The sequence below is a fragment of the Acidovorax sp. Root217 genome, from assembly GCF_001428645.1.
In the GTDB taxonomy this organism is placed as follows: Bacteria; Pseudomonadota; Gammaproteobacteria; order Burkholderiales; family Burkholderiaceae_C; genus Acidovorax.
The window spans coordinates 122,162-134,923 of record NZ_LMIH01000010.1; the positions used below are offsets into that span (position 1 = coordinate 122,162).

At 68.2% G+C, this 12,762-nt stretch carries 10 protein-coding genes; 4 read left to right on the top strand and 6 right to left on the bottom strand.

Annotated elements, in window-relative coordinates; genetic code table 11:
* Window positions 1-166: 166 nt before the first annotated feature.
* Window positions 167-787 carry a VOC family protein gene (locus ASE31_RS08860; RefSeq protein WP_057201280.1) on the top strand — a complete coding sequence of 207 codons (621 nt, stop codon included), beginning with the start codon at window positions 167-169 and terminating at the stop codon, window positions 785-787.
* Window positions 788-865: 78 nt separating this feature from the next.
* On the opposite strand, the gene ASE31_RS08865 is transcribed toward ASE31_RS08860, so the two are convergent.
* The 5 genes from ASE31_RS08865 to ASE31_RS08885 are packed head-to-tail and all read right to left on the bottom strand — an operon-like array spanning window position 866 to window position 7,126.
* Window positions 866-2,494, bottom strand: coding sequence for an ABC transporter ATP-binding protein (locus ASE31_RS08865; protein WP_057201281.1), 1,629 nt, complete (start codon window positions 2,492-2,494; stop codon window positions 866-868).
* A 38-nt stretch (window positions 2,495-2,532) separates the two neighbouring features.
* Complete coding sequence (locus tag ASE31_RS08870) at window positions 2,533-3,360, bottom strand: ABC transporter permease (protein WP_369819444.1); 828 nt, start codon at window positions 3,358-3,360, stop codon at window positions 2,533-2,535.
* A 2-nt stretch (window positions 3,361-3,362) separates the two neighbouring features.
* Window positions 3,363-4,319 (bottom strand): ABC transporter permease, encoded by a 957-nt coding sequence (locus tag ASE31_RS08875; protein ID WP_057201283.1) that lies wholly within the window; start codon window positions 4,317-4,319, stop codon window positions 3,363-3,365.
* Between the two features lie 32 nt (window positions 4,320-4,351).
* Entirely contained in the window at window positions 4,352-5,929 is a 1,578-nt protein-coding gene (locus tag ASE31_RS08880) for an ABC transporter substrate-binding protein (RefSeq protein ID WP_082604084.1), read from the bottom strand.
* Window positions 5,930-5,965: 36 nt separating this feature from the next.
* Window positions 5,966-7,126 (bottom strand): C45 family peptidase, encoded by a 1,161-nt coding sequence (locus tag ASE31_RS08885; RefSeq protein WP_057201284.1) that lies wholly within the window; start codon window positions 7,124-7,126, stop codon window positions 5,966-5,968.
* A gap of 81 nt (window positions 7,127-7,207) precedes the next feature.
* Here ASE31_RS08885 and ASE31_RS08890 point away from each other — a divergent pair, with 81 nt between their 5' ends.
* The 3 genes from ASE31_RS08890 (at window position 7,208) to ASE31_RS08900 (ending at window position 11,107) form a co-directional block, all read left to right on the top strand.
* Window positions 7,208-8,089, top strand: coding sequence for a GntR family transcriptional regulator (locus tag ASE31_RS08890; RefSeq protein WP_057201285.1), 882 nt, complete (start codon window positions 7,208-7,210; stop codon window positions 8,087-8,089).
* Window positions 8,090-8,328: 239 nt separating this feature from the next.
* On the top strand, window positions 8,329-9,654 hold the full coding sequence (locus ASE31_RS08895; RefSeq protein WP_057201286.1) for an aspartate aminotransferase family protein: 1,326 nt from the start codon (window positions 8,329-8,331) through the stop codon (window positions 9,652-9,654).
* A gap of 10 nt (window positions 9,655-9,664) precedes the next feature.
* Window positions 9,665-11,107 (top strand): aldehyde dehydrogenase family protein, encoded by a 1,443-nt coding sequence (locus ASE31_RS08900; RefSeq protein WP_057201287.1) that lies wholly within the window; start codon window positions 9,665-9,667, stop codon window positions 11,105-11,107.
* 31 nt (window positions 11,108-11,138) lie between these two features.
* Here the strand turns inward: ASE31_RS08900 and ASE31_RS08905 are convergent, their stop codons facing one another.
* Window positions 11,139-12,761 (bottom strand): SpoVR family protein, encoded by a 1,623-nt coding sequence (locus ASE31_RS08905; protein WP_369819446.1) that lies wholly within the window; start codon window positions 12,759-12,761, stop codon window positions 11,139-11,141.
* Window position 12,762 lies beyond the last annotated feature (1 nt).

Consider the following 12,762-nt stretch of genomic DNA (forward strand, 5'->3'; position numbering starts at 1 on the left):
AGCGTGAAAGTGGCTTACAGGCGCATCGGTGAAAACACCCCGGGTGGTTGGCGAGAGGGGCAATGTACCGCAAATAACCGCGCCTTCAAAATTCCCTTTACGTAAATTGATTACGAATAGTAGAATTTCCACATCGACACCCGCATGGACCCAAGGAGACAACCGCATGAATGCCGTTCTGAAGCCCGATCTCGCCAGCCTGCCCGCACCTGCCGCCTTCCAGCAGCTGCACCACTACGCCTACAAGGCGCGCGACGCGGAGGAGACACGCCAGTTCTACGAGGACATCCTGGGCCTGCCGCTGTACCACATCATCCAGAGCGAACACGTGCCCAGCACGGGCGAGTACTGCCCGTACACGCACTTCTTCTTTCGCCTGAAGGACGGCTCGTTCATCGCCTTCTTCGACCTGGGCGACGACGTGAAGGCCGAGCCCTCGCCCAACACGCCGCTGTGGGTCAACCACATCTCGTTCCGCGTGGACACGGTGCAGGAACTGCAGGACACCAAGGAGCGCCTGGAGGCCTTCGGCATCGAGGTGCTCGGCGTGACCGACCACCACATCTTCAAGAGCATCTATTTCTTCGACCCCAACGGCATCCGCCTGGAGCTCACTGCCCAGCTGGCCGACGCCAACGCCATGGCCAAGGACAGCACCGTGGCGCATGCGCGCCTGAAGGAGTGGACGGCCCGCAAGGAGCAGTGGCGCAAGGAGCGCGCCGAAGGCAAGGCGGCCGAGCCGCTCAAGCCCCAGGCCAACGATCGGCCTGAATTCGCCAAGGGCTGAGAGGCTGAGCCCAGCCCCAATAAAAAAGGCGCCACCCTTGCGGGCGGCGCCTTTGCATTTTCTTGTGCCGGCCAGTGGCTACACCGCATCCAGCTCGGCCAGCAGGTCGCTGGTCGTGGCGGCCTCCAGCAGCGCGCGCGTGTAGGGCTGCTGCGGCCGGTCGAAGATGTCGGCCACGCTGCCCTCTTCGACGATGCGGCCATTCTCCATCACGATGATGCGATCGGCGATCTCGGACACTACCGCCAGGTTGTGCGAGATGAACAGGCAGCCGAAGCCGCGCTCGGCCTGCAGGCGCCGGAGCAGCTCCAGCACCTGCTTCTGGATGGTCATGTCCAGGGCCGAGACGGGCTCGTCGGCCACCACGAAGGCGGGCTTGCGCACCAGCGCGCGCGCAATCGCCACGCGCTGGCGCTGGCCGCCCGACAGGGCGTGCGGGTAGCGCTCGCCAAAGCCGGCAAGCCCCACCTCGTCGAGCATGGCGTCCACCGAGGCCTGCAGCGCCTCGCGCGTGAGCGGCGGGCCGTGGCGCAGCGGCTCGGCCACGATATCGCGCACGCGCTGGCGCGGGTCGAGCGAGGAGTACGGGTCCTGAAACACCAGTTGGCAGGCCAGGCGGAAGTCGCGCCGCCCCGCCGCATCGGCCTGGCCCAGCGGCGTGCCGCGAAAGCACACATCGCCACCCGCCACGGGCAACAGGCCGATCATGGCGCGGCCCAGCGTGGTCTTGCCCGAGCCCGACCCCCCGACCACGGCCACCACCTCGCCGGGCTGGATGGCCAGCGACACGCCGCGCACCGCCAGCTTGGGCGTCGCCTTGGACAGCCAGCCCTGGCGCGCACCGGGAAAGCTCACATGCACGTCCTTGGCCTCGATCAGCGCTGCCTGCACGGGTCGCGCCGGGCGCTGGGCGCTGCGCTGGGGCAGCGCATCGATGAGGCTCTTGGTGTAGGCCTGGCGCGGCGCGGTCAGCACGCTGCGCACGGGGCCGGCCTCGACGAGCCGGCCTTTTTCGAGCACCACCACCGATTGCGCGTAGCGCGCCACCAGTCCCAGGTCGTGCGTGATCAGCAGCACCGCCGTGCCCTCGGTGCGCGTGAGCTCGGCCATGATCTCCATCACCTCGCGCTGGCTCAGCGAGTCGAGCGCCGTGGTGGGTTCGTCGGCGATCAACAGGCGCGGTTTGAGCAGCATGACCGAGGCCAGCATGATGCGCTGGCGCATGCCGCCCGAGAACTGGTGCGGGTAGGCGGCCAGGCAGCGCTCGGGGTCGGCGATCTGCACGCGGCGCAGCATGGCGATGGCGCGCTCGCGCGCCTGGGCCACGCTCAACTTCTCGTGCAGGCGCAGACCCTCGAAAAGCTGCTCGGCAATGGTCATCGCCGGGTTGAGCGAGACCATGGGCTCCTGGAACACCATGCCCACGTCGCAGCCGCGCAGCGCTCGCAGTTCGTTCGCCGAGAGACGGCCCACATCACGCCCCTGCAGCAGCACGCTGCCGCCGCTCTGGCGCACCTGGGGCGGCAGCAGGCCGAGCACGGCGCGCCCGGCCATGGTCTTGCCGCTGCCCGATTCGCCCACCAGGGCCACCACGCCGCCGGCGGGCACGTCAAACGAAACGGCGTCCAGCAGCGGACGGACGTGGGGGCCATGCACCGTGAGCTCACGCACGGACAGCAGCGGCAGCGGGTTCTTCTCGGTCGTCATGTCGGTTCTTTCCGCCAAGGGGTAGGACGATGGCCGCATCAGCGGTGCTCCATGCGCGGGTCGAGCCAGTCGCGCAGCGCGTCGCCCAGCAGGTTCACGCCGAGCAGGGTGAGCGCGATGCAGGCACCGGGCGCAATGCCCAGCCAGGCGGCGGTCTCGATGTAGGGTCGGCCCGAGGCCAGCATGTTGCCCCAGGTGGGTGCCGGTGGCGGCACGCCCAGGCCCAGAAAGCTGAGCGCGCTCTCGGCCAGGATGACCCAGCCGAACATGGAGGTGGCCAGCACCACCAGGGGCGCCACGCAGTTGGGCAGGATGTGCGCGAACACCGTGCGCAGGCCGGAGTTGCCGATGACCTCGGAGGCCTCGATGTACTCCTTCTCGCGCAGCGAGAGCACCGAGCCGCGCACCACGCGCACTGCGGTGGGCGCATAGGCCAGGCCCAGCGCGACGATGATGCCCCACTGGTTGGCGCCCACGATGACCATCACCCCGAGGGCCAGCAGGATGCCGGGGAAGGCCAGCATGGCGTCGTTGAAGACCATCAGCACCCGGTCCAGCCAGCCGCGGAAGTAGCCAGCCACCAGGCCGATCACCACGCCCAGCCCCAGAGCCAGCGCCACGGTCAGCCCGGCCACCAGCAGGCTGGTGCCGGCCCCGGCCATCAGGCGCGAAAGGATGTCGCGGCCAAACTCATCGGTGCCCAGCAGGTAGGCGCCCGAGGGCGGCTGCAGCCGCTGGCGCAGCGCCACACCCATGGGGTTGTAGGGCGTCCAGAACACCGACAGCAAGGCCATGGCGCCCACCAGGGACACCAGCACGCTGCCGACCAGGGCATTCGTGCGCAAACGTTGGAGAAAGCGCTTCATCATCATGACGCGGACACCCGGGGATCGAACAGGGGATAGCACAGGTCCACCACGAGGTTGACGAGCACGTAGATGGCGGCCGTGAACAGCAGGCAGCCCTGCACCACGGGGTAGTCGCGCGCAAAGATCGCATCCACCAGCAGGCGGCCCAGGCCCGGCAACGTGAACACCGTCTCCAGCACCGCGATGCCGCCCAAGAGGTTACCGAGTACCAGGCCGATCATGGTCCAGGTGGGCGCAAACGCATTGGGCAGCACGTGGCGCAGCAGCACCCGCCGCTCCGACAGGCCTTTGGCCCGCGCATGCGTCACGTACTCCAGGCGCAGCACCTCCACCGCGCTGGCGCGCGCCATGCGGGTCAGGATACCCAGCTCGATCAGCGCCAGCGTGATGGTCGGCAGGATGAGGAAGGTCAGCGCCGAGCGCCAGTCCTCGCTGAACGGCACGTAACCCACCACCGGCACCAAGCCGAGCTTGAGCCCGACGAAGAGCAGCAGCAGCAGGCCCAGCCAGAAGCTCGGGATGGACAGGAAGAACGTGGCGGCAGCCACCACCATGGTGTCGAGCACGCTGTTCTGCTTCCACGCGGCCAGCAGGCCTGCGGGCACGGCCAGCAGCGCGGCCAGGGCTACCGCCACGAGCACGATGGCGGCGCTTACCTGGAAGCGTTCGAGCAGCAGTGGCAGCACGACCTCGCCACTGGTGATGGAGTGGCCCAGGTCACCCTGCAGCATCTTGCCCAGCCACAGCGTGAACTGCACGGGGATGGGCCGGTCGAGCCCGAACTGGGCATGCAGGTCGGCCAGTTGATCGGGCGTGGCACTGTCACCCAGGATGAGCAACGCCGGATCGCCGGGCACCAGCCGCATGAGCACGAAGACCATCAGGCTCACAAGAAAGAGGGTCGGCAGCGTCCACAGCAGGCGCCGGCCGACGTAGAGGGGAAAGGAGGAACCCATGGTGTGCGTACCAGGTCAGCAGGCCATCGGCTTCACGGAGCGCGCAGCGCCACGCCCCAGGCACGCGGTGTGCCCAGCGCCCAGCCCTTGTAACCCCTGGCGTACGAGCGGGCGGCGCTGGTGTTCACAGCCGAGTACATGAAGATCGCGGGCACGTCCTCGCGCATGCGGGCTTCGAGCTTGTCGAACAGGGCCTGGCGCTGGGCTGCGTCGCTGGTCTCCATGCTCTTGGCCAGCAGTTCGTGGGCCAGGGGTTCGTCCCACACCTTGCGCGGCTGCTTGTCCTTGGGGCCGGTCACCATCTCGTACGACAGCGCCGGATCCAGCCGGGCCGAGAAGGTGAAGGCCATGGCCTGGTAGTTGCCCTTGGTGTAGCGGTCGAGCAGCGTGGCCCAGTCGAGCACTTCCACTTCGGCCTTGATGCCGGCCTCCTGCACCATGGCCTGGGTCAGCACGGCGATGTTGAACACGCTGTTGTAGCGCTTGGTGGCCAGGATCTTGATGGGCTCGCCCTTGTAGCCGGCCTCGGCCAGCAGCTTTTTGGCCAGCGCCAGGTTGCGCGGCGGCACCGCAGCCTGCGGCTTCTTGTAGAAGGCGCTGGGCGTGGGCACGACCGAGCGGCTGGGCGGGGCATTGCCCGAGGTGACGGCGGCCACCAGCTCGGGCATGTCCAGCGCGAGCGCGATGGCGCGGCGGATGCGCGCGTCCTTGAGCAGCGGGTCGCGCGTCTGGAACAGCAGGCCCTGCGCGTTCATGGTGGCCTGGGTCTCCATCAGCACGTCCTTGCGCCCCTTGTACTCGGCCATGTCCTCATCGTTGATGTCGTAGTTCAGGTCGATGCCACCCGAGAACAGCGCGGCCTTGGCGGCCGAGGCATCGGGAATGATGACGAAGCGCACCTTGGGCGTCTCGGCGATCTTGGCGCCGGTGTTGCCATCGCGCGGGCCGGGCAGCGCCGCATAGCCGTCGTTGCGCAGCAACTCGATGTACTGGCCGCGCTTCCACTCGCCCAGCTTGTAGGGGCCGGTGGCCACGGGCTCGCGCCACTTGCCGTCGGCTTCGAGCGAGCTGCGGTGATAGATGCCCGTGCCGCCGCAGTCCACGCGCGCCAGCGTCGCCAGGAACAGGGCCGAGGGCTTGTCCAGCGTGTAGACCACGGTGGCCGCATCGGGCGCATCCACCTTGACCACCTTGGCCAGGCCACGCCCGTCGAACTCGGCCAGGCAGCGCCAGTTGTTGGCCGGGGCCACGTAGCGGTTCCAGGCGAAGAGCACGTCATCGGCCGTGAGCGGAGCCCCGTTGTGGAACTTGACACCCTGGCGCAGCTTGAAGGTGTAGGTCTTGCCGTCGGCCGAGGGGGTGACCGACTGGGCCAGCAGCGGCGCCACGGAGGCGTCTTCGCGGTAGGCCACCAGGCCTTCGAGCACGTGCATCATCACCGCGTCGGTGTTGTTGTCGCGGTTGACGCCGGGGTCGGTGGAGCGGATGTCGGCATTCAGGCGGATGCGCAGGGTGTCGGCCTGCGGCTGGGCCTGGGCCAGGCCAGCCGTGCACAAACCGGCGAGCATTGCCAGGCCTTTGGACAGCCAGCGCGAGGGGGCAGTAGTCATCTCGGGGTCCTTTCTTCGTGGGGCAAGCGGGCGCGCTCAGGCCAGCGCCAGGTGGCGTTCCAGGTCCAGGCGGTAGGCCTCAAAGCGGCGGCTGAGCGCGGGCAGCATGGCGACTTCCATCTCGCCGAGGGCCGGCTCCATCACCACCATCGCCACCGTGGCCGAGAGGTTGCTGCTGGAGTTGGGGCGTGGCGGGCGGCACACCGACCAGGGCGACTGGAAGTCGTCGAACAGCGCGGCCTTGATGTGCTCGCTGGTGAGCGCGCCGATGTGCGGCTCCACCAGGGCGCGCACGCGCAGGTCGCGGTACAGCGAATCGGGCGTGTTGACGATGCCCATGTCCTTGATCTTGGAGAGCGCAATCGGGCTCTGGAAGTGGTTGGCATGCACGATGACGCCGCGCTCGGGGTGGATCTGGAAGGTCTCGTCCGGCGCGCACTCGAAGTCAATGGCCACGCCCGTGGCGTGCGAGACCATCACATTGTTGGATGCCGACTTGGGCGTGCAGTACACGATGCGCATGGCCAGGGCCAGCTGCACCTGCTCCAGCGCCTTGCGGCGCAACAGGGCCAGGGGCACGCCGAGCTGGCGGTAGTCACGGTCGGACTCCAGGTAGTTGGCCGTGATGGAGATGCCTGCAGAATTCATGCCCGAGCGCGCCATGCCGCCCGCCTCGGTGAAGGTCAGGATGTCCGGGCCGTCGTCGCGCAGCACGCGCAGCACCACGGCGGTCTCGGCGCACTCGGCCTTCCAGTCCCAGTTCTGCGCATGGATCACGCGGCCAGAGGCGGTGGCCTCGGGCATCGCGACCACGCCGGTGCAGCCGTCGGGGTCGATCTGTGCGGGCTGGCCCTTGCGGCGGCGGTCTGCCAGCTTGAGGATCTCGGTGCGCGCATTGAGCATCACGATGGCCTCATACGATACATCGGCCCCCTCGGCGATGCCGCGCATCTCGTCGAGGTAGGCGGCATCGAAGGCCTCGATGGTGGGCTCGAAGGTCTTCACCAGCGTGCCGATCTCGGGCCAGCCGAGTTGGCTGCCTTCGAGCTGGGTGGAGTAATGTGCGATGCCGCGCAGGATGCGCGCCTTGGCCTGTTCGCCATACTGGCGGCCGCGCTCACGCGGCGCGCCGCGGACCTCGATCAACGGGCAGGAAGGAATGGGCTGGTCGGCGCCCCAAGGGAAAGTCTGGTCCATGGCGATGGGTGGAGTGAGCGATCATTGATCAATGGACTGAATTGTATTTTGTAGAATAAAAAACATCAACTGTTTCTGACTATGGTTTCTACCCCCCTGCATCTGGAACTGGCAGACCGCATCAGCCGCCTCATCCACGAGGACGGCCTGGCGGCCGGTGCGCGCCTCAACGAAAACCAGCTCGCCGAGCGCCTGGGCGTCTCGCGCACGCCGGTGCGTGCTGCGCTCGACCACCTCGCACAGCAGGGCTTTGCCGAGCGCAAGCCGCACCGCGGGGTGGAGCTGCTGCGCGTGCCGCCCCTGCCCTCACCCGCCCGCGATGCGGCCGATGGCAGTGACGAGCTGCTGCGGCGCATTGCCTACGACCGCCAGCATGGCAACCTGGGGGAATACGTCTCCGAGAAGGAGCTGATGGAGGCCTACGACCTGGGCCGCCCGGCCATCCGCAATGCACTGGAGCGCCTGGCCGACCTGGGCGCCATCGAGCCCAAGCTCGGCTATGGCTGGCGCTTTGCCACGGGCGCATGGGATGCCAGCGTGCGCCACGAGAGCTACCGCTACCGCATGGTGATCGAGCCGGCCGCCATCCGCGAGCCAGGCTTTGCGCTGCCGCCCGCCTGGGCGCTGGACATGCGCCGCCAGCACGAGGAGTTTCTGCGCACGCTGTCGGAGGATTCGTCGAGCATCGCCTTCTTCGAGATGAACGCCGCCTTCCACGAGGGCGTGGCCGCCGCATCGGGCAACCGCTTCTTCCATATGGACATCCAGCGCCAGAACCGCCTGCGCCGCCTGTCCAACTACGACTGGAAGTACGGACCCGAGCGCATGCAGGTGAACTGCCGCGAGCACCTGGAGATGCTCGACCGCCTGCAGGCCGGCGACACGGAGCTGGCCGCCTTGCTGATGCAGCGCCACCTCGACGTGGCCAGCCGCCTGCGCCCGCCGGTTAAATCCACCCCCTGAGTCGCTTCGCGCCTCCGTGCGTCCGCCAGAGGCGGCCGCTCTTCGTTGCCGTCCAAGCTTGCGCGGGGGCGCTGGTTTGGGCCGTGCCAGTTTGAAGCGCGCGGCCTCTGCCAAACGCTCGGCTATATTGATTTTTGTTAAAACAAAAAACATAATAGAGGGCATGCAGGGGCTGGTGCCCGCCATGGCGGCAACGCGGCGCCCTGCCCTTCCCTGTGCAGCACCTACCGAAAGCCCCCATGACTTCCGCCACCCCCTCCAGCCCCCACAACGACGACGCCTTCTGGCTGCCCTTCACCGCCCAGCGCCAGTTCCAGCAGCAGCCCATGCTGTTCACCGCTGCCCAGGGCATGCACTACACCACCGACGATGGCCGCCAGGTGCTGGACGCCATGGCCGGCCTGTGGTGCTGCAACGCGGGCCACGGCCAGCCGCGCATCACCGAGGCGATCCGCGAGGCCGCAGGCCGCATGGACTTCGTCTCGTCGTTCAAGATGAGCCACCCGGCCGCCTTCACGCTGGCCCGGCGCATCGCCGACCTGGCGCCGGGCGGCATGGACCATGTGTTCTTCACCAACTCGGGTTCCGAGGCCGTGGACACCGCTCTCAAGATCGCCCGTGCCTACCACCAGGCGCGTGGCGATGCGCGCCGTACGCTGCTGGTGGGCCGTGCCAAGGGCTACCACGGCATGGGTTTTGGCGGCCTCTCGGTGGCCGGGCTCGGGCGCCACAAGCGCGATTTCGGCCCGCTGCTGCCCGACACGGCCCACCTGCCCCTGCCGTACGACGCCGATGCGCGCTTTTCGCGCGGCCAGCCCGCCACGGGCGCGCACTACGCGAATGCGCTGGAACAGCTATTCGTGGTGCACGACCCGGCCACCATCGCGGCCGTGATCGTCGAGCCCGTCACCGGCTCGGGCGGTGTGTACCCGCCACCCGTGGGCTACCTGCAGCGCCTGCGCGAGCTGTGTACGCAGCACGGCATCTTGCTGATCTTCGACGAGGTGATCACCGGCTTTGCGCGCGTGGGCGCCGCGTTCGGGGCCCAGGCCTTCGGCGTCACGCCCGACCTGATCTGCTGTGCCAAGGGCATGACCAACGGCGCCGTGCCCATGGGCGGCGTGGTCGTGGGCAACACGGTCTACGACGCCTTCATGCGGGGCTCTTCAAGCGTGATCGAGCTGTTCCACGGCTACACCTATTCGGCCCACCCGCTGGCCTGCGCGGCTGGCCTGGCCACGCTGGACGTGCACGAGGAGCTCAACCTGGCTGCGCGCGTGCAGGCCATCGCCCCGGTGTGGGAAGCCGCGTTGCACGGCCTGCGCGACGCGCCGCACGTGGCCGATGTGCGCAACATCGGCCTGCTCGGCGCGGTGGACCTGGCATCGCGCCCAGGCGCTGCCGGCGTGCGCGGCAATGCCGTGCATCTGGCCTGTTTCGAGGCAGGCGTGCTGGTGCGCAACTCGGGCGATACGCTGGTGCTCTCGCCCCCGCTGGTGATCAGCGAGGCACAGATCGGCGAGGTGGTGGACAGCATCCGCACCGCCCTGCGGGCCACCGCCTGAAGCGAGCGCCATGCAGCAGCACCTGAATTTCTACATCGATGGCGCCTGGACGCCCGCGCTGGGCACCCGCACGCAGGACGTCGTGGACCCCTTTACCGAGCAGCCCGTGGCGCGCATCGCGCTGGGCGATGCGCGCGACCTGGACCGCGCCGTGGCCGCCGCGCGCCGCGCCTTCCCCGCATGGGCGGCGCACAGCCGCGAGCAGCGGCTGGCCGTGCTGCACGCGGTGATTGCCGCCTACGAGCGCCGCATGGACGAGATTGCCATGGCCATCTCACTCGAGATGGGCGCACCTATCACACTGGCCCGCCAGGCCCATGCAGTGGCCGGCCTGTCGCACCTGCGCCAGACCGCAGAAGTGCTGGTGGGCTATGCCTTCGACGAGGTGGTGAACCGCACCCGCGTGGCGCGCGAACCCATCGGCGTGTGCGGCCTGATCACGCCGTGGAACTGGCCCATGAACCAGATCGCCTGCAAGGTGGCGCCCGCGCTGGCCGCGGGCTGCACCGTGGTGCTCAAGCCCAGCGAGACGGCGCCGCTGTCGGCCCTGCTGTTCGCGCAGGTGCTGCACGAAGCGGGCGTGCCACGCGGCGTGTTCAACCTGGTCAACGGCGACGGGCCGGGCGTGGGCGCAGCCATGGCGGCGCATGCGGACATCGACATGGTTTCCTTCACCGGCTCCACGCGCGCCGGCGTGGCCGTGGCCAAGGCGGCGGCCGACACGGTCAAACGCGTGGCGCAGGAACTGGGCGGCAAGTCGCCCTGCATTGTGGTGGACGGCGTGGACCTGCCGGCCACCATCCGCCAGGCGGCGCTGCAGTGCTTTCGCAACAGCGGGCAGTCGTGCAATGCGCCCACGCGCCTGCTGGTGCCGGGGCACCTGCACGACGCGGCCACGGCCATCGCGGTGGACGTGGCGCAGTCGCTGCGCATGGGCGACCCGCGCGACGCGGCCACCACGCTCGGGCCCGTGGCCAACGCGGTGCAGTACACCAAGGTGCGCGAGTGCATTGCCAACGGCCTGCACGAAGGGGCCCGACTCGCCACCGGCGGCCTTGCCCGGCCTGCGGGCCTGGACCAGGGCTATTTCGTGCTGCCCACGGTGTTTGCCAATGTGCGCAACACCATGGCCATTGCGCGCGAGGAGATCTTCGGCCCGGTGCTCTGCATCCTGCCGTACGGCACCGAGGAAGAGGCCATTGCGATCGCCAACGACACGGTCTACGGCCTGTCGGCCTATGTAAGCGCACCCGACCTGGCCCACGCCCGCCGCATCGCGCGGCGCCTGCGCGCCGGCATGGTGCACCTCAACGGCGCACGCGCCGACCACGCGGCTCCGTTCGGCGGCTACCGGCAGTCGGGCAACGGCCGCGAATGGGGGCGCATGGGCTTCGAGGAGTACCTGGAGGCCAAGTCCATGTTCGGGTACGAGGAGGAAGTGACCACCCCCTGAGTCGCTTTCGCGCCTCAGGGGGTGCTTCAGCTCATTCCGTGGGCGCGGGCACCGAGTGCAGCATCACCGGGTGGTTGCCGTACGCGTCCACGCCCTCGATCTGCACGCCAAAGCCCCACAGCCGTGCCACATGCCGCAGCACCTCCTGTGTGCCGTCGGCCAGCGGGCGGCCCTGGTACTGGGTGTGGCGCAGGGTCAGGCTGCGGTCACCCCGCAGGTTCACGTTCCACACCTGGATGTTGGGCTCGCGCGTGCCCAGGTCGTACTGCTGCGACAGCAGTTGGCGCAGGTTGCGGTAGCCGTTCTCGTCGTGGATCTCGCTGACCAGCAGCTCGCTCTGGCGCGTGTCGTCGTGCAGGGCGAACAGGCGCATCTCGCGCATCAGGTGCGGGCTCAGGTACTGGCCGATGAAGCTCTCGTCCTTGAAGTTGCGCATGGCATGGTCGAGCGCGGGCAGCCAGGGGGTGCCGGCGATATCGGGGAACCATTGCCGGTCTTCGGCCGTCGGGTTCTGGCAGATGCGCTGGATATCGCGGTACATGCCGAAACCCAGTGCGTAGGGGTTGATGCCACTGTATGCGCGGTGCCCCACGGGGGGCTGGAAGATGACGTTGGTGTGCGAGCCCAGCCACTCCATCATCACCCCGTCGCTGAGGTAGCCCTCGTCGTACAGCGAATTGAGCAGGGTGTAGTGCCAGAAGGTGGCCCAGCCTTCGTTCATGACCTGGCTCTGGCGCTGGGGGTAGAAATACTGCGCGATCTTGCGCACGATGCGCACGATCTCGCGCTGCCAGGGTTCCAGCAGCGGCGCGTGCTTCTCAATGAAGTACAGGATGTTTTCCTGCGGCTCCTGCGGAAAGCGGTTGTGCTCCAGCGCCGCGCCGTCCTTGCCGGGGCGCGTGGGCAGGGTGCGCCACAGATCGTTCACCTGCTGCTGGGCATAGGCCTCGCGCTGCGCGCGCTCCAGGCGCTCGCGCGCCAGGTTTTTCTTGGACGGGCGGCGGTAACGGTCCACACCGAAGTTGGCCAGCGCATGGCACGAGTCCATGAGCCGCTCCACCTCGTCGAAGCCGTAGCGCTCCTCGCACTGGGCCACGTAGTCCTTGGCGTAGACCAGGTAGTCGATGATGGAGGAAGCGTCCGTCCACATGCGAAACAGGTAGTTGCCCTTGAAGAAGCTGTTGTGCCCGTAGGCGGCATGGGCGATCACCAGGGCCTGCATGGCCGTGGTGTTCTCCTCCATCAGGTAGCTGATGCAGGGGTTGGAGTTGATGACGATCTCGTAGGCCAGGCCCATGTGGCCGCGCCGGTAGCGCCGCTCGGTGGCCAAAAATTCCTTGCCATAGCTCCAGTGGCGGTAGTTCACCGGCATGCCCACGCTGGAATAGGCATCCATCATCTGCTCGGCGGTGATGACTTCGAGCTGGTTGGGGTAGGTGTCGAGGCCGAAACGCTCGGCGGTGGCGGCTATCGCAGCGTGGTAGCGCTCGATCAGCTCGAAGGTCCAGTCGCTCGGATCGGGCAGCGGCTGCGCGGGCCGCGCCCCGGCGGGCAGGGGCTGCTCGGGCACGGTGCGGTGGCGGCGCTCACCGACGACGGCGGTCTTCCAGGGGTTGTCGCGCAGGCGCCGCTCCAGCACCGGGTACTGGGCCATG

Excerpts from the sequence above, each read along its gene's own strand:
- ASE31_RS08860 (WP_057201280.1), top strand. The coding sequence starts at position 167 with ATGAATGCCGTTCTGAAGCCCGATCTCGCCAGCCTGCCCGCACCTGCC.
- ASE31_RS08865 (WP_057201281.1), bottom strand. The coding sequence starts at position 2,494 with ATGACGACCGAGAAGAACCCGCTGCCGCTGCTGTCCGTGCGTGAGCTC.
- ASE31_RS08870 (WP_369819444.1), bottom strand. The coding sequence starts at position 3,360 with ATGAAGCGCTTTCTCCAACGTTTGCGCACGAATGCCCTGGTCGGCAGC.
- ASE31_RS08875 (WP_057201283.1), bottom strand. The coding sequence starts at position 4,319 with ATGGGTTCCTCCTTTCCCCTCTACGTCGGCCGGCGCCTGCTGTGGACG.
- ASE31_RS08880 (WP_082604084.1), bottom strand. The coding sequence starts at position 5,929 with ATGACTACTGCCCCCTCGCGCTGGCTGTCCAAAGGCCTGGCAATGCTC.
- ASE31_RS08885 (WP_057201284.1), bottom strand. The coding sequence starts at position 7,126 with ATGGACCAGACTTTCCCTTGGGGCGCCGACCAGCCCATTCCTTCCTGC.
- ASE31_RS08890 (WP_057201285.1), top strand. The coding sequence starts at position 7,208 with ATGGTTTCTACCCCCCTGCATCTGGAACTGGCAGACCGCATCAGCCGC.
- ASE31_RS08895 (WP_057201286.1), top strand. The coding sequence starts at position 8,329 with ATGACTTCCGCCACCCCCTCCAGCCCCCACAACGACGACGCCTTCTGG.
- ASE31_RS08900 (WP_057201287.1), top strand. The coding sequence starts at position 9,665 with ATGCAGCAGCACCTGAATTTCTACATCGATGGCGCCTGGACGCCCGCG.
- ASE31_RS08905 (WP_369819446.1), bottom strand. The coding sequence starts at position 12,761 with ATGGCCCAGTACCCGGTGCTGGAGCGGCGCCTGCGCGACAACCCCTGG.